At 64.1% G+C, this 15,040-nt stretch carries 15 protein-coding genes; 6 read left to right on the top strand and 9 right to left on the bottom strand.

Annotated features, from left to right (window positions below; translation table 11 throughout):
- Nucleotides 1-3: 3 nt before the first annotated feature.
- Entirely contained in the window at nt 4-798 is a 795-nt protein-coding gene (locus CK230_RS08935; RefSeq protein WP_095816799.1) for a methyltransferase domain-containing protein, read from the bottom strand.
- A 252-nt stretch (nt 799-1,050) separates the two neighbouring features.
- Here CK230_RS08935 and CK230_RS08930 point away from each other — a divergent pair, with 252 nt between their 5' ends.
- From CK230_RS08930 to CK230_RS08915, 4 genes are all read left to right on the top strand, one after another.
- Nucleotides 1,051-2,670, top strand: a complete 1,620-nt coding sequence (locus CK230_RS08930) for an NAD(P)/FAD-dependent oxidoreductase (protein ID WP_095816798.1) — start codon at nt 1,051-1,053, stop codon at nt 2,668-2,670.
- Nucleotides 2,657-4,231, top strand: coding sequence for an NAD(P)/FAD-dependent oxidoreductase (locus tag CK230_RS08925; protein WP_095816797.1), 1,575 nt, complete (start codon nt 2,657-2,659; stop codon nt 4,229-4,231). The genes CK230_RS08930 and CK230_RS08925 overlap by 14 nt, the downstream gene beginning before the upstream one ends.
- A gap of 211 nt (nt 4,232-4,442) precedes the next feature.
- On the top strand, nt 4,443-5,672 hold the full coding sequence (locus CK230_RS08920; protein ID WP_095816796.1) for an aminomethyltransferase family protein: 1,230 nt from the start codon (nt 4,443-4,445) through the stop codon (nt 5,670-5,672).
- A 1-nt stretch (nt 5,673) separates the two neighbouring features.
- The gene (locus CK230_RS08915) at nt 5,674-5,925 is read left to right on the top strand and encodes a hypothetical protein (protein ID WP_095816795.1); all 252 of its coding nucleotides are present in this window, start codon (nt 5,674-5,676) and stop codon (nt 5,923-5,925) included.
- A 107-nt stretch (nt 5,926-6,032) separates the two neighbouring features.
- On the opposite strand, the gene CK230_RS08910 is transcribed toward CK230_RS08915, so the two are convergent.
- The 5 genes from CK230_RS08910 to CK230_RS08890 form a co-directional block, all read right to left on the bottom strand.
- Nucleotides 6,033-6,449, bottom strand: a complete 417-nt coding sequence (locus tag CK230_RS08910) for a VOC family protein (RefSeq protein ID WP_095816794.1) — start codon at nt 6,447-6,449, stop codon at nt 6,033-6,035.
- Nucleotides 6,450-6,507: 58 nt separating this feature from the next.
- Nucleotides 6,508-7,566: a dipeptidase gene (locus CK230_RS08905; RefSeq protein WP_095816793.1), complete on the bottom strand. Its 1,059-nt coding sequence runs from the start codon at nt 7,564-7,566 to the stop codon at nt 6,508-6,510.
- Between the two features lie 253 nt (nt 7,567-7,819).
- Nucleotides 7,820-8,119, bottom strand: coding sequence for a GNAT family N-acetyltransferase (locus CK230_RS08900; RefSeq protein WP_095816792.1), 300 nt, complete (start codon nt 8,117-8,119; stop codon nt 7,820-7,822).
- 58 nt (nt 8,120-8,177) lie between these two features.
- A complete protein-coding gene (locus CK230_RS08895) occupies nt 8,178-8,813 on the bottom strand; it encodes an alpha/beta hydrolase (protein WP_095816791.1) in 636 nt (211 codons plus the stop codon).
- 4 nt (nt 8,814-8,817) lie between these two features.
- The gene (locus CK230_RS08890) at nt 8,818-9,750 is read right to left on the bottom strand and encodes a VOC family protein (protein WP_095816995.1); all 933 of its coding nucleotides are present in this window, start codon (nt 9,748-9,750) and stop codon (nt 8,818-8,820) included.
- 211 nt (nt 9,751-9,961) lie between these two features.
- Between CK230_RS08890 and CK230_RS08885 the strand changes: the two genes are divergently transcribed.
- Entirely contained in the window at nt 9,962-11,524 is a 1,563-nt protein-coding gene (locus CK230_RS08885) for an alkaline phosphatase family protein (RefSeq protein WP_245429862.1), read from the top strand.
- Nucleotides 11,525-11,600: 76 nt separating this feature from the next.
- Here CK230_RS08885 and CK230_RS08880 read toward each other — a convergent pair whose 3' ends face one another.
- The gene (locus tag CK230_RS08880) at nt 11,601-12,965 is read right to left on the bottom strand and encodes a PRC-barrel domain-containing protein (protein WP_095816789.1); all 1,365 of its coding nucleotides are present in this window, start codon (nt 12,963-12,965) and stop codon (nt 11,601-11,603) included.
- A gap of 246 nt (nt 12,966-13,211) precedes the next feature.
- On the opposite strand from CK230_RS08880, the gene CK230_RS08875 reads away from it, so the two are divergent.
- Nucleotides 13,212-14,132, top strand: coding sequence for a diacylglycerol kinase family protein (locus tag CK230_RS08875; protein ID WP_095816788.1), 921 nt, complete (start codon nt 13,212-13,214; stop codon nt 14,130-14,132).
- Between the two features lie 10 nt (nt 14,133-14,142).
- On the opposite strand, the gene CK230_RS08870 is transcribed toward CK230_RS08875, so the two are convergent.
- Nucleotides 14,143-14,364 carry a hypothetical protein gene (locus CK230_RS08870; protein ID WP_095816787.1) on the bottom strand — a complete coding sequence of 74 codons (222 nt, stop codon included), beginning with the start codon at nt 14,362-14,364 and terminating at the stop codon, nt 14,143-14,145.
- A 206-nt stretch (nt 14,365-14,570) separates the two neighbouring features.
- Nucleotides 14,571-15,035 carry a phage holin family protein gene (locus CK230_RS08865; protein WP_095816786.1) on the bottom strand — a complete coding sequence of 155 codons (465 nt, stop codon included), beginning with the start codon at nt 15,033-15,035 and terminating at the stop codon, nt 14,571-14,573.
- Nucleotides 15,036-15,040 lie beyond the last annotated feature (5 nt).

Genomic DNA, 15,040 nt, shown 5'->3' with positions numbered 1-15,040 from the left:
CGGCTATCCAACCGGCTTCCAACCGCGCAGATGAGTGGGGCGGTGCTCGCCACTGTCAAGCACCTTCTGCATTGCCTCCCAGGTCCTGATGTTCTTGTCGACATAGGCCGCGCCGACCGCTGCCGCGGCCTGCGCGTAGAGCGGCCCCTTGAGCCGCGAAAGCTCTTCGCGCGCGACCTCGCGGTACCATGGATTGCGGTCGCGAACCGTGATGTCGGTGAAGCCGGCCCTCCGCATCGCTTCGGCATAGCGCGCCGGCGAGGCCATGGTGAAGGAGAGTTCCTCGGCCGCGACATAGGCCTTCATCTCAGGCGACGGTTCGCCGTCATGCCCGATCATCCAGTTCGACGCGGCAAAGACCCCGCCGGGCTTCAGCACACGGAAGATTTCGGCGAACAGCGCGTTCTTGTCCGGCACATGCAAAAGCGCGTCCTTGGAGAAGACGACGTCGAAGGAGGCATCGGTGAAAGGTAGCGGCCCCGGCGGCGCCTGGACGAAACTGACGCGGTCCTCGAGGCCTTGCCTGATCGCCCCTCGCCTCGCCGTCCCAATCACCGGCCTTTCCAGGTCGAAGCCGGTAGCTCGAGCCGCGCCGTGCGTTGCCACCAGATGCAGTGTGATGCCGCCGGCGCCGCAGCCGATATCGAGGATCGTCTTGCCCTTGAGCGACACGCCTTCGACGACGCGGTCGACCTCGTCGGGACCGCCCGGCGACAGATAGCCCTCGCCCCATAGCGCTTCCAGGAAGCGGATGGCGGAGTCGTCATATTCCGGCTCGGCGTCAGCCGTCTCGATCATCGGATCTTCAACCCCAAATGCCGATGTGGATCAATCCAGAATGCTGCCAAAGCCTAGCGCATCAACGCGAAAACGCAACATCATTTGTTGAACATTCATTCAAAATGGCTGGACAAAAAACCGTGATCCGTGCCAAGTTCTGGCAATCAGGGAACAAACGCACCGAGCAATCCCGGGAAAAGCGTGAAGCGGTTTCCGTCCGGGATTGCGCAAAAACAAGAAGATAGGCGACCGGATGGAGGTTCTGCGCACATGAAGGCCTGGGACGCGATCGTCATCGGCGGCGGCCACAACGGGCTTGTCAACGCCTGCTACCTGCAGCGCGCCGGACTGGACGTGCTGGTGGTCGAGAAGAACGACTGGGTCGGCGGCGCGGCGACCAGCCGCGAACTGACGCCGGGCTTCCTCTATTCCAACTGTTCCTATGTCTGCTCGCTGTTCAGGCCCGAGATCATGCGCGACCTGGAGCTGCCGCGCTTCGGCCTGCAGGTCATCTCCTACGAGGGCGGTGCCGTGTTCACGCGCGACGGCGATTATCTCGCCAACTACCGCGATCACGACGCGCATCGCCGCGAGTTCGCCCGCTTCTCGAAGCGCGACGCCGAGGCCTATGACCGCTACTCGCGCGACGTCACCAGGCAGTGCCGCTTCATCCAGCCGCTGTTGATGCGCACCGCGCCCGACCCGACCAGTTTTCGGCCGCGCGACCTCGGCGAATTGCTCTATCTGGGGAAAAAATTCGCCGGCCTGTCGGCTGAAGAGACGGCGCTGACCTTGCGCTTCTGGACCATGTCGATCTCGGACTTTCTCGACGAGTATTTCGAGACCGACGTCATCAAGGCCAATTTCGCGCTCTCCGGCATCATCGGCACTGCGCTCGGGCCGATGTCGCCCGGCACGGCTTACGTGCTGCTCCACCACTATATGGGCGAGGTCGACGGCTCGGTCGGCGCCTGGGGTTATGCGCGCGGCGGCATGGGCGCCGTCACCAAGGCGCTGGCCGCCTCCTTCAAGGCCTCCGGCGGCACCATCCGCACCGGCGCCGAGGTCGACCATGTGCTGATCAAAAATGGCAAGGCCAAGGGCGTGGTGCTCGCCGGCGGCGAGGAGATTTATGGCAAGCTCGTCATCTCAAATGCCGACATCAAGCGCACCTTCCTGAAGCTGGTCGAGGAGAAGGAACTGCCCGACATCTTCCTGCGCCGTGTGCGGAACTTCAAGATCCGCGGCTCGTCGGGCAAGGTCAACATCGCGCTGGATTCTCTGCCCGAATTCCCGGCTTTGCCGAAGGACTCGCCGATCTACCGCGCCGACATGCACTTCACCGATTCCATCGAGCGCATGGAGCGCGCCTATGACGACTGGAAGGCCGGGCGCTGGTCTTCCGATCCCTTCCTCGACATGATGATCCCGACCACGCTCGACCCGACCATGGCGCCGCCGGGCAAGCACTTCATGAGCTGCTTCGTGCAATACGCGCCGCCCAAGATAGGCGGGCGCGACTGGACCGACGCCGACCGCGACGGCTTCGCCGAAAGCGTGATTTCCCAGATCGCGCAATATTCGCCCGGCTTCCGCGACCGCATCGTCCACATGGAAGTGCGCACGCCGCGCGAGATCGAGGCCGAGGTCGGCCTCACCGAAGGCAATATCTTCCAGGGCGAGCTCACCTTCGACCAGTTGCTCTTCAACCGCCCGGTGCCGGGTTACGCGCAATACCGTTCGCCGGTCGGCGGGCTCTATATGTGCGGATCCTCCACCCACCCGGGCGGCGGCGTCATGGGCGCGCCCGGCCGCAACGCCGCCGCCGAGATCCTGCGCGACCTCGCCAAGCCAACCCTGCATATGAGCCCGGCCCATGACGTCATCTGATTTGAACTGGGACGCCATCGTCATCGGCGGCGGCCACAACGGCCTCGTCGCCGCTGCGACACTGGCCGAGTCCGGCCGTAAGGTGCTGCTGCTCGAAGCCGGCAAGGAGGTCGGCGGCGCGGCCCGCACCGAGGAATTCGCGCCGGGTTTTCGCGTCTCCGCCGTCGCCCATCTGCTCAACCGACTGCATCCCGATGTGGTGAAGACTCTGGAGCTGGAGCGCCACGGGCTGAAAGTCGAGCGCGGCGACTTCGTGCCCTCGGTCGCGCTGTCCAAGAACGGCCCGCTTACGCTGCACGGCGCCTATGGCGAGGTGCTGACCGGCGCAAGCTCGGCGGAGCAATCCGCCTGGAAGGAACTGCGCGCGCAGCTGTTGCGCTATGCCGGCGTGCTGAAACCTTTTCAGTCGCGCCGGCCGCCGGACCTCGGCAACATGTCGCTCGCGGAAATGACGGGGCTTGGCCAGACGGCGCTGGCGCTGAAGCGGCTCGGCAAGGAAGACATGCGCGATTTCCTGCGCGTGCTCCTGATGAATGTCTACGACCTGCTCGACGAGCAGCTTTCGGACGACCGGCTGAAGGGCCTGCTTGCTTTCGATGCGACGCTCGGCTCGCATCTCGGACCGCGCTCGCCGACCTCGCTGCTCGGTCTTTATTACAGGCTTGCCGGCGAGATCGGCGGCCTCGCCGGCGCGCAAGTCCAGCCGAAAGGCGGCATGGGCGCCGTCGTCGCCGCCATCCGCGCCGCGGCGGAAAAGGCCGGCGTTTCCATCCGCCACGCTTCGCCGGTCGCCAGGGTGATCGTCGAAACGGGCCGCGCCATCGGTGTCGTCACGCAGAGCGGCGAGGCGCTACGCGCAAAGACCGTCGTTTCCGCCGTCAACCCGGCGACGACGATCCTCGATCTCGTCGGGCCGCGTGAGGTCGATACCGGCTTCGTGCGCAAGGTGAGGAACATCCGCATGAAAGGCGACGCAGCCAAGCTCCATCTGGCGCTCGACCGGCCGCCGCAATTTACCGGCGTCGATACCGCCGGTCACAAGGGCCGCCTCGTCATCGCGCCTTCGCCCGACCATGTCGAGCGCGCCTTCAACCCGTCGAAATATGGGGAGTTTTCTCCGGAGCCCGTTATGGAGATCACGCTCCCCAGCCTCGCCGATCCTTCGCTCGCGCCATCCGGCGCCTGCGTGCTCTCGGCCGTGGTGCAATACGCGCCCTATGCGTTGAAAGAGGGCTGGACCTCCGGCAAGCCAAAATTCCTCAAGGCGATCATGGGTGAGCTCGAAACCTATGCGCCTGGCATCGGCGCGACGGTGCGCCACGCCGAGCTCCTGACGCCGGCTGATATCGAGGATCGCTACCGCATGCCCGGCGGCCACTGGCACCATGGCGAGTTGCAGGCCGACCAGATGCTGATGTCGCGGCCGGTCTCCGGCTGGTCGGGCTATGACACGCCGCTCGAAGGCCTGTTCCTTGCCGGTGCCGGCTCGCATCCGGGCGGCGGCATCTCCGGCGCGCCCGGCCTCAACGCCGCGCGCCGCATCATCGCGATGAGGGCATGAGGATGATTTCGCTATTCACAAACGCAGCGCTCCACGGCGCCCCCCTCTGGCCTGCCGGCCATCTCCCCCACGAGGGGGGAGATCAGCTGTCCGCACGCCCGGCTCACCTCCCGCAACGTTGGCGATTGGCGAAAGCCAGGGCGACGGCCAATCTCCCCCCTTGTGGGGGAGATGTCCGGCAGGACAGAGGGGGGCGCGAAGGAACGCCGTCATGATTCGTCATGTGGAAATCAACTCCGCGCGCAGCGCGGCACAATCCCACTTCCGCACGCTGCGGCTGGGCACTCCCTTCCAGCCGCGCATCGACGCGCTGGGGCTGAAGCAGGACTGGTACAGCTGGGCCGGCTATCGCGCGCCGCATTCGCTGTGGGACGAGGAGCTTGAATATTTCGCCATCCGCAGCCAGGCGGCGCTCTTCGACATCTCGCCGATGACCAAATATCGGATCGAGGGTCCGGACGCCGAAGCCTATCTCGATCGCGTCACCCTGCGCGACGTCACCAAGCTGAAACCCGGCCGCGTCCACTACACCGCCTGGTGCGACGACGAGGGTTTCGTGCTCGACGACGGCACGCTGTTCCGGCTGTCGCCGACGCGCTTCCGGCTGTGCTCGCAGGAGCGGCACCTGCCCTGGCTGCTCGACAGTGCCATCGGCTATGAGGTCAGCGTCGAGGAAGAGACAGAGGCTGTCGCCGGCCTGGCGCTGCAAGGCCCGACCTCATTCGCTATCCTGCGCGACGCGGGCTTCGTCGGTGTCGAGCGGCTGAAAGTTTTCGACCTGGCCGAGTTCGAGCATGATGGCGCGACGGTGACCATCTCACGCACCGGCTTCACTGGGGATCTCGGCTACGAGCTGTTCGTACCGGCCGACAAGGCGCTGAGCCTATGGGACAGGCTGATGGCCGCGGGCGAATTGCGCGGCATCCGCGCCATCGGCTACACGGCGCTGAACCGAGCCCGGCTGGAAGCCGGCCTGATCGTCGCCAATGCCGACTTCACAACGTCCGAGCATGCCATCCGCACCGACCGTCTGCGCATGCCCGACGAGATCGGACTCGGCTTTATGATCGATCCGGACAAGGGACATTTCAACGGCCGCCGCGCCATCCTCGAAGCGCGCGCCAGGAAGAAGCTGCGCCATGTGCTGGTCGGGCTGGAGATCGAAGGCAACATCCCGGCCGAGCACGCCATCGTCTATTATCGCAAGAGCCAGGAGGTCGGGCTGGTCAGCGCGGCGATGTGGTCGCCCATGGCCAAACGCAACATCGCGCTCGCCTCGCTCAAACGGCCTTATGGCGACACCATCGTCGACGACCTCTGGGTCGAGATTTACGCCATGCGCGAGCTGCAGTACCAGAAGCTGATGAAGCGGGCGAAAGTGGTGCCGCGGCCCTTCATCAAGCTCGACCGCCGCACCGCCAACCCGCCCGCGGATTTCTGAGATGGCAAGCGAAGCCGAAGACGTGGAGGCGGAAGCCGCCGAGCAGTGGGAGTTGGTCAACACGCCGCCGGGCGAGATGTGGTCTGGCCGCACCCGCTACGCGGCGGCGATGTATTTTTTCAAGCGCGGCGAGATGAATGCCGAGACGCTGGAGGTCTATCGCATCTGCGCCCGGCTTGATCATGAAAATCCATTGCCGATCATCCGCGACCGCGGCGTCGGCAAGGAATGGCTGAAGCGGATGGGCCTTTAAATTAGAGCAATTCCAGGAAAAGTGTGAGCGGTTTTCCGTCAGGAATTGCGTCAAAACAAAGAGATAGAGCGGTTCGCCGTTTCCTGAAACGGTGAAACGCTCTAGTGTCAGGGTGCCTGCACGCCGCGACAGACAGCGGCGAGCTTGTTGCCGTCTGGGTCGCGCACATAAGCTGCATAGAAGTCCGGGCTGTAGTGCAATCGCAGGCCAGGGGGACCTTCGCAACTTCCTCCCTTGGCGAGGGCTGCGGCATGAAAGTCGTCGACCTGTTTCCATGACCGCGCTCTGAACGCGACCATGCTGCCATTTCCCGTTGTCGCGACTTTTTGGTCGAATGGCTTTCCGATCCAGAACGCCAGTTCGCGCAAGCCGCCATCCTCGTAGGTGCCCCAGCCAGCAGAAATGCTATCCCAGTCAGGATCGCCGGTGACGCAGCGTTCCATGCCCAGCGGCGCTAGCGCGGCATCATAGAACACTGTGGCCCGCTTCAGGTCATTTGTTCCGAAGTAGACATATGTGAGCATGACGCACCCATTGTCCGACAAGGGGCATGAACCGTTTACGAAAGACGGCCGGTCCACTTCACCCTATGGTTCTTTCCAGCACGCTCAACCAGTTTCGATAAGCGATCTTCTCGATCAGCGCGCGTCCGAATCCGCGCGCGGCGAGCGCGTCGATGAGCTTGGGCAGGCCGGCGACGTCGCCGATCGGGGCCGGGATCATGGCGCCGTCGAAATCGGAGCCGAGACCCACGCCATCCTCGCCCAGAGCCTGCAGCAGCGAGTCGATATGGCGCACCATGATGTCGATGCTGGTGTCGGCGTTCATGCGGCCATCCTCGCGCAGGAAGCCGGTGGCGAAGTTCAGGCCGACCATGCCGCCCGATTCGCGGATCGCGCCGAGCTGCCAGTCGGTCAGATTGCGCGAATGGCCGCAGATCGCATGCACGTTGGAGTGGGTCGCGACCAGCGGCGCGTCGCTGAGCTCGGCCACGTCGCGAAAACCCTTCTCGTTGAGATGCGACAGGTCGATCATGATCCTGAGCTGGTTGCAGGCCTTGACCAGCGCCTTACCGGCATCGGTGAGGCCAGGCCCGGTATCGGGCGAGGAGGGAAAGCGGAACGGCACGCCGTTGCCGAAGGCGTTCGGGCGGCTCCAGACGATGCCCAGCGAGCGCAGCCCGGCGGCATGCAGCACGTCGAGCATGGCAAGTTCAGGATCGATCGCCTCGACGCCTTCGATGTGGAAGATCGCCGCGATCGAGCCTTTCGCCATGGCGGCGCGCACATCGCCGGCGCTGCGGCAGACGGTCAGCGCGCCGGCGCGCTCTAGCCTGAACAGGATCGAAGCCATGCCGATGGTGGAGGTGATAGCCTCGGCCTGCGGCAGTTCAGGCGGCAAGGGCTCGTTGTCGCTCGGCGCCGGCGGCACCGCGCTGCGCTTAGACTTTTCGACCGGCGGCGGAAAGATCGCGAACATGCCACCGGCAAAGCCGCCCTTTTTGGCGCGCGGCAGGTCGATATGGCCGCCCGGCGTCCCGTCGATGAACAGTTTTTCGACGTCGGCTTCCTTCGACTGGTAGAGTCGAAGCAGCGTGTCGTTATGTCCGTCGAAAACGGGGATCAGGTCAGTATCGGTCATCAGGGGAGCCATTCAAATCAGTGACGGGCGGGACGACGGAGTTCGTCCGAAGCGAACCGTCAACTTAGGCAAGATGGCCGGGCGGTGCAAATGGCTCTTTCCCTTCTCCCCTTGTGGGAGAAGGTGTCGCCGAAGGCGACGGATGAGGGGTGTTCCAGGGAACGCCGACGTCTCACTTCGCTGGAGCACCCCTCATCCGTCTCGGCGCTACGCGCCGATCCACCTTCTCCCGCAAGGGGAGAAGGAGAAGGCGCTACTGCTTCAGCACATCCGCCCATTCCGGATGACGGCGGAACTGGGCGTTGGCGAAGGGGCAGAGCGGGATGATCTTCTTGCCGGCGGCGCGCGCGTCCTCGACGGCGCGGGTGACGAGCCGGAGCCCGGCGCCCTGGCCGCGAAACACGTCCGTCACTTCGGTATGATCGATGATGAGCTGGTGCTCGCCGATCTTGGTGAAGGTCATCTCGGCCTCGGCGCCGCCGGGGCCGCGCAGCACATAGCGCCCCTTGGAGCCGCGGTCTTCCAGTTCGATCTCGGGCAGTTGGTCAGCCATTTTTACTTGTCTCCTCAGAGCATGATGCCGAAAAGTGTGAAGCGGTTTTCGGACGACATCATGCTCCATCTCTTTGATTTGGAGCCGGCGCCGGCGCGAAGAACCGCCGCGCCGCTTCGATTTCATTCGGCTGAACCTCATGCCCGCCGTCGTGCCATTCCACTGTGACATCGGCGCCGTCGGCGCGCAAATAGGCCTCGAGCCGCGACGTCAAATTGGGCGGGCAGATCGGGTCGCGCCTGCCGGCCGTGATCAGGATGTGGCGGCCGGCAAGGCTGCCTTGGACATCGGGTTCGAACGGGATCAGGGGATGCATCAGCGCCGCGGCGTCGAACAGGCCGGGCTCGGCGAACACCACCGAAGCCAGGATGTTGGCCCCATTGGAGTAGCCGAGGCCGAACACGGCCGACGGTTTCACCGCCTCGACATGCGACTTGACGAAGCCCGCCATCTTCGATGTCGCGCGCGTCAGGTCGTCCATGTCGTAGACGCCCTCGCCGGTGCGGCGGAAGAAACGCGCGGCACCATGCTCCGACACATCGCCGCGCGGCGAGATGATCGTCGCCGAAGGCACAAGCTCGCGGCCGAAGCCAAGAAGCTGGTTCTCATCCGCGCCGGTGCCGTGGAAGACGAAGAGCAGCGGGCTGCCCGGCGAACCGGGCAGCATCTTGTGGATGTAAGCGTCCTTGCTCATGGCTTCAGTCTTCCAGCTTCTGCAGATGCTCTTCGAGGTAAAGTCTGAGATGCTGATGCTGCGACGGCAGCTTCAGCGCCTCGCCAAGATGGGCGGTGTCCTCGTCGCGGTCGAAGCCGGGCTCGTTGGTGGCCACCTCGAACAGCACGCCGCCCGGCGTGCGGAAATAGATCGCCCAGAAATAGTCGCGATCGATAACCGGCGTCACACCGTAACCGGTGTCGACCAGCGCCTTGCGCACCTCGAGTTGCTTGGCGCGATCCTCGACCGCGAAGGCAACGTGGTGCACCGAGCCGGCGCCGAGATTGGCGAAGCCGGCGCCCGGCAGCGATTCGATGTCGACGACATCGGCGCCATTGCCGTTCTTGATCGCCAGCCGGCGGACGTTGCCGGACTTGTCGACCTCCTCATAGCCCATGAATTTCAAGAGCTCCTCCGTGGCGCCGCCATCCTTCAGCCGGAGCGAGACCGAGTGAAAGCCGCGGATCGCCTCGTCGGAGGGAACGCCGCCCTTGACCCAGGGCGCTCTGCTGTCGGCCTTGTCCTCGACCAGCGCGAAGCTGTCGCCGTCAGGACCGGTGAAGGTGAGCCGCTTCTCGCCGAAACTTTCGCTACGCGCCACGTTGCCGACGCCTTCATCGGCGAAGCGCTTTTCCCAATAGGCGAGCGTGCCGTCCGGCACCGAGAACACCGTGGTGCCGACTTCACCGACGCCGTGCCGGCCCTTGCCGATATCGGGGAACGGGAAATAGGTCATCACCGAACCCGGCGTGCCGACCTCGTCGGCATAGTAGAGGTGATAGACATCCGGCGCGTCGAAATTGACGGTCTTCTTCACCCGGCGCAGGCCGAGCTTTTTCGTGAAGAAGTCATTGTTGCGGCGTGCGTCGCTCGCCATCGAGGTGACGTGATGCAGGCCCTGGATCTGGTTGAGCATGATCGCTCCTTCCTTTGTTCTTGCGCGGCCCTCGCCGCTGTCCACGCCAATATGAGGATAGGCGAGCCTGCGGCAAAGCGGTCAAACACAGAATGGACTGTGTCATAAAAGTGAACGACTGTCCGAAATATGTTCACCAATCTATCACCGTCACAGGCTTGCACCGCTTATGATTTCCGTTCCATCTGGGCGCTTCCACACGGAGACCATCTTGGACCACCAGCCTCACCACCCGAATGTTCTCCTGATCACCTGCGACCAATGGCGTGGCGATTGCCTGTCGGCGGCCGGCCACCCGGTGGTGAGGACGCCAAATGCGGATGCGCTCGCAGCCGAGGGCGTGCTCTTCCGCCGCCATTATGGCGGGGCAGCGCCTTGCTCTCCGGCCCGCGCCTGTCTCTTTACCGGCCTCTACCAGATGAACAATCGCGTCTGCCGCAACGGTACGCCGCTCGACGCGCGCCATGGCAACATCGCACTTTCGGCGCGCGCGGCGGGCTACGATCCAACCCTGTTCGGCTACACCGATGTCGCGCTCGATCCGCGCCAGCTTGCGGCGGGGGATCCGCGCCTGCGCAGTTATGAAGGCGTGCTGCCTGGCTTCACCGTCCGGCAGGCTTTGCCCGAGCATCAGAAGCAGTGGCTGTCGTGGCTGCGCGCGCAAGGCATCGACACAAGCGCCGGAAGCCCCGACATCCACCGTCCAGCCGGCGGACAGGACAAGGGCGACGTGACCAACGCGCCTCCGATCTACACAAAGGACCAGACGCCGAGCGCTTTCCTGGCTGGCGAATTCATCCGCTGGCTTGGCGAGCAGGAGAAGAGCGCGCCATGGTTCGCGCACATCTCCTTCATCAGCCCGCACCCGCCTTTCATCGTGCCGGAGCCCTACAACGTGATGTACGATCCGGCTGAAGGTCCTGCCTTCAGGCGCGCGGCAAACCCCCAAGCTGAAGCCGCGAGCCACCCCTACCTCGCCTACGATCTCGCCCTCCAGAAAAGAACGAAATTCGTTCCGGGCATGGAGGGCAAGGTGCCGGACTGGAGCGAGGAGAATTTCCGCCGTATCCGCGCGATCTATTACGGGATGATTTCGGAGGTCGACGCGCAACTCGGCCGCATTTGGCAGGCGATCAGGTCCGCCGGTGCCTGGGAAGACACCGTCATCGTGCTGACATCCGATCACGCCGAGATGATGGGCGACCATTTCATGCTCGGAAAGGGCGGCTTCTTCGACGCCAGCTACCACATTCCGCTGATCGTCCGCGACCCCCGCCGAAGAGCCTCGGCCGGTTCATCCGTGGATCATTTCACCGAAGCCGTCGACGTCTTTCCCACCGTGCTCGACCTGATCGGCGCCGCGCCGCAGCGCCATCTCGACGGCTGCTCGCTCACGCCGTGGCTTGACGGCGACCGGCCCGGGAACTGGCGCAACACCGCGCATTGGGAGTTCGACTTTCGCACGGTCGCGGAAGGCGAAGCGGAACGCCATTTCGGCATGGAATCGCGCGACTGCAACCTCGCCGTCATCCGCTCGGCCGACTTCAAATATGTCCATTTCGGCGGCGGCCTGCCGCCGCTTCTGTTCGACCTATCGAAAGACCCGGGAGAACTGAACAACGTGGCGAACGACCAGGCCTATCTGCCGGTACGGCTGGAGTTCGCAGAGAAGATGCTAGCCTGGCGCGCCGCTCACCTCGACCAGTCGCTGGCACTGGCGGAACTGACGGACGATGGCGTGGCCGGGTACGTGGGGCAGGCAGTAGGCAGGTAGGCAGTAGAATACTCCAAACGGCCTAAAGTGCTGGCCAGCGAATTTCCCTACTGCCTACTGCCTACTCACTACTCCCTTACTTCAGCATCATCCGCTGCTGGTCGCGATTGGCGGCATAACTGCTCTTGTCATAGGCCGTCTGCGCCTCCAGCTGCTCCTTGGTGAAGTTGGTGTAGAGGTATTTGTTGCCGTCCTTGTCGGTCATGAATTTCAGCTTGTCCATGCCGACCGCCACTTCCTTGGCGCCGATGCCGAGGAAGCCGCCGACGTCGATGACAACCGCGTCCGGCTTGTTTTCGGGCGTCAGCACGACATCGCCGATGGTACCGATCTTGGCGTCGTTGGCGCCATAGACCGTCGTCCCCTTCAGATCGTCGACCCTGATATTGCCCATGGGCATTTCCGTCAGCGTCGACTTGTCGATCGAAGCGGTCTTGGTCGCGTCTGTGGCAGCAGCGCCGGTATCGGCCGGCTTGTTTTCAGCCGTGCTCTGGGCGGGCGGCGTCGCAGGCTTGGCCTCCGCAGTCGACTTGGCGGGCTCTGCAGGCTTGGCCCCCTTGTCGGAGGTCGTGTCCGAAGACACCACCGCAGGCGTGGTCGCTGCAGGAGCGTTGTTCGCGGCCGCCGTCGTGGCCGGTGCCGGATCATAGGCCTTGCGGTCGAAGTCCGGCTGCGCCTGAAGCTGCTCCTTCGTCGTCTCCGCCACCAGCCAGCGATCGCCGTTCTTCTCGGCCCACTTGGCCTTGTCGAAGTCATAGGTGACGTTCTTCGTGCCGATGCCAAGGAAGCCGCCGACGCCGATCACCAGCGAGTCCGCCTTGCCGTCCTTGGCAAGCACGATGTCCTTCACGTCGCCGATCTTCTGGGCATCGTCCGCGGTGCCGTTATAGACCGACTCGCCCATGATGTTGGAAGCGAGGTTTCCCTCCGCCTTCTTCACCGGCTCGGCCGGTGCGGCCGCCGGAGCCTGCGCTGTCGTCGTGTTGTTGGTAGGCTGCGTTGTGTCGGTCGACTGCGCCGGCGCAGGGTCATAAGGCTTGCGGTCGAAGGCCGGCAGGGCGTTCAGCTCATCCTTGGTCGACTTCGCGACGAGCCAGCGGTCGCCGTTCTTTTCGGCCCATTCCAGCTTCGCGTAGTCGAAGGCGACGTCCTTTTTGCCGACGCCGAGGAACCCGCCGACGCCGATGATGGCGGACTTGGCCTTGCCGCTGGAATCGAAGACGACGTCATCGACCTTGCCGATGTCCTGGGCATCGTCACCGGTGCCATTGTAAACGGATTCGCCGATGATGTTGGACATGAGCGCGCCATCGGCGCGCGGCACCGGAGCCGTATTTTCGGCCGCTGGGGCCTGTTGCGCCGGAGCGGGTGTCGTCTGCGCAAAAGCGCCGGTTGCGAGCAGTGTAGCGATCGCGGTGGTCGCAAAAAGAGTGCGGATCATGATGGTCTCTCCTCGTGCCTGATTTGTGCATTGCGCTCATCCGGCCAACCTGTGAACGGCGGGTCGGGAGCGGCAGTGTCGACAGGTTCACAACGTCGTGACCGGGGTGTTGTTCCAATCACGGCCGTCCACGAGCATCTGGGTTGCCAAACCTCCGGGGGAACCTTTGCGGCCGCATCCTCGTTCCAGCCTGCGGCTGAGGGGCCCTGGCGGCTCAAAGCGGCCTGAAGGGAATACGGAGCGGATATGCGATTTGCTGCGGTGCTTAATCACGACGGCGGCACGCTCCGCACCGTCGACATGGACGCTTTCTCCGGACAATTGCGTCAGGCGCTTGAAGCGGCGGGACATTCGGTCGATATCGACATCGTAGCCGGCCGCGATGTCGCTACCGCGCTGGAGAAGGCCATCGCCAGGCGCAACATCGACGTAATCCTTGCCGGTGGCGGCGACGGCACGATCTCGACCGCGGCGTCCCTTCTCATGAACAAGAAGAAGGCGCTGGCCATTTTACCTGCGGGGACGATGAACCTCTTCGCGCGCGGCCTGGGCATTCCGCAGACATTGGAGGCAGCGCTGCAGTCCTTTGCCGATGGCGAGGTGATCGCCGTCGACATGGCGAGCGCCAATGGCCAGCCTTTCGTGCATCAGTTCTCGGTCGGCATGCATGCCAAGATGGTCCAGCTGCGCGAGAAAATGGATTTCGGCTCGCGCCTTGGAAAGATGCAGGCCTCCGTGCGCGCCGCCTGGGCGGCGATCAAGAATCCACCGGCGCTAAAAGTGAGCCTGAGCATCGGCAAGGCCGAGATCGTGACGCGCACGACGGGCATCGGCATCTCCAACAATCTGTTCGGTGAGGGCCACCTGCCCTATGCGGACAATCCGGCCGGCGGCGTGCTCGGCATCTATGTCAGCGTCGCGCGACGGCGTCACCATTTGGCAAAGCTGCTGCTCGACATGCTGCGCGGCCGGCTGCGCCAGAGCGCCCATGTCGAAGTTCATCAGGCCGGCAAGGTTGTCCTGAAGATCCTCTCGCCCGCCAGGAAATTCCGCGCCGTCCTCGACGGCGAACTGATCAGGCTGGAGGGCGAAACTACGATCGAAATCCACCCCGGCGCGTTGAACGTGCTTGTTCCGTCAAGCGGCGTCAGCGCAAAGGCAGCTTGAAGACAGCGCTTCAGGGTTTCGCGGTCGGCTGGCCTGGAGCAGTGCCCTGCTCGGTGCCAGGCGGCTGCGGGACATGCTGCTCGCCGGAGGTCGGCGACTTTATCAACTCCCCGTAAATCTCCGCCGCCCCCCACGCAATGAAGGCCAGCAACAGGCCGGCTATGAGAATCCTTAAAGCATGCCAACCCCAGTGTCCCTGCCGGGCTTTGTCTTCAGGAACGATCTTGGTCATGATTGGCCTCCATGTTGCGTGGCGGCGGGCGTTTCGGGCGCGGCACGATTGGGTAACGGGCCCTTGCCGTGAAGGTTCCGAGCGGGTGACACAGCGTTGAAGATCATTGGACGAATGAGGCCCAAAGCAGGCGTTTGAAGCTCGCCAGCAAGTCAGCCGCGAAGGCCATGCTTAAGCGGGCCGCCACGCCGAAAGACCTCGACAGCCTAATGCAGGTCGTCCCGACCTTGCTTTGGCGGCGCGGGCTTGGTGTTCTCCCGATAGATGGCGTAGGCGACGACCGCGAGGGCGGGCGCGGCAATGGCTGCCAGTCCGCCCCTGCTCTTGGCAAATGCCGGAAGCAGGGCAAGCGCCGCGGTAACACCCACCGCCGTCATATCGGCCTGTCGCCGTCGCGCGCGCCGTTTGCCGCGCATGTTAGCGGTCAGCTTGTGGATGACGATGATCAGCCCGGCAAGCACTAGGAACCCGATGCCGAAGCCCAGGCTGGTCGCCAACGGTCCGTAGCGCGCCGCCAGCGAGATATAGGCGGCGCCGATAAGGAAGCCGACGCCGCAAAGGGCAAGAATGGCGGCAAGCCCATAAAGGATGACGGTTATCCGCGCCCTTTGCACGGCAGCCATGGCCTCGCCCGAGGCGAGGGCAGAGATCAGCGAGACAAGCGTCCCCATCTGCG

This window comes from Mesorhizobium sp. WSM3859 (assembly GCF_002295065.1).
Taxonomy (GTDB): domain Bacteria; phylum Pseudomonadota; class Alphaproteobacteria; order Rhizobiales; family Rhizobiaceae; genus Mesorhizobium.
The sequence above is the reverse complement of the archived record's forward strand: the minus strand, read 5'-3'. Positions and strand labels throughout refer to the sequence as shown.

Coding starts and splice junctions, on each gene's coding strand:
- CK230_RS08935 (WP_095816799.1), bottom strand. CDS start 798: ATGATCGAGACGGCTGACGCCGAGCCGGAATATGACGACTCCGCCATC.
- CK230_RS08930 (WP_095816798.1), top strand. CDS start 1,051: ATGAAGGCCTGGGACGCGATCGTCATCGGCGGCGGCCACAACGGGCTT.
- CK230_RS08925 (WP_095816797.1), top strand. CDS start 2,657: ATGACGTCATCTGATTTGAACTGGGACGCCATCGTCATCGGCGGCGGC.
- CK230_RS08920 (WP_095816796.1), top strand. CDS start 4,443: ATGATTCGTCATGTGGAAATCAACTCCGCGCGCAGCGCGGCACAATCC.
- CK230_RS08915 (WP_095816795.1), top strand. CDS start 5,674: ATGGCAAGCGAAGCCGAAGACGTGGAGGCGGAAGCCGCCGAGCAGTGG.
- CK230_RS08910 (WP_095816794.1), bottom strand. CDS start 6,449: ATGCTCACATATGTCTACTTCGGAACAAATGACCTGAAGCGGGCCACA.
- CK230_RS08905 (WP_095816793.1), bottom strand. CDS start 7,566: ATGACCGATACTGACCTGATCCCCGTTTTCGACGGACATAACGACACG.
- CK230_RS08900 (WP_095816792.1), bottom strand. CDS start 8,119: ATGGCTGACCAACTGCCCGAGATCGAACTGGAAGACCGCGGCTCCAAG.
- CK230_RS08895 (WP_095816791.1), bottom strand. CDS start 8,813: ATGAGCAAGGACGCTTACATCCACAAGATGCTGCCCGGTTCGCCGGGC.
- CK230_RS08890 (WP_095816995.1), bottom strand. CDS start 9,750: ATGCTCAACCAGATCCAGGGCCTGCATCACGTCACCTCGATGGCGAGC.
- CK230_RS08880 (WP_095816789.1), bottom strand. CDS start 12,965: ATGATCCGCACTCTTTTTGCGACCACCGCGATCGCTACACTGCTCGCA.
- CK230_RS08875 (WP_095816788.1), top strand. CDS start 13,212: ATGCGATTTGCTGCGGTGCTTAATCACGACGGCGGCACGCTCCGCACC.
- CK230_RS08870 (WP_095816787.1), bottom strand. CDS start 14,364: ATGACCAAGATCGTTCCTGAAGACAAAGCCCGGCAGGGACACTGGGGT.
- CK230_RS08865 (WP_095816786.1), bottom strand. CDS start 15,035: ATGGGGACGCTTGTCTCGCTGATCTCTGCCCTCGCCTCGGGCGAGGCC.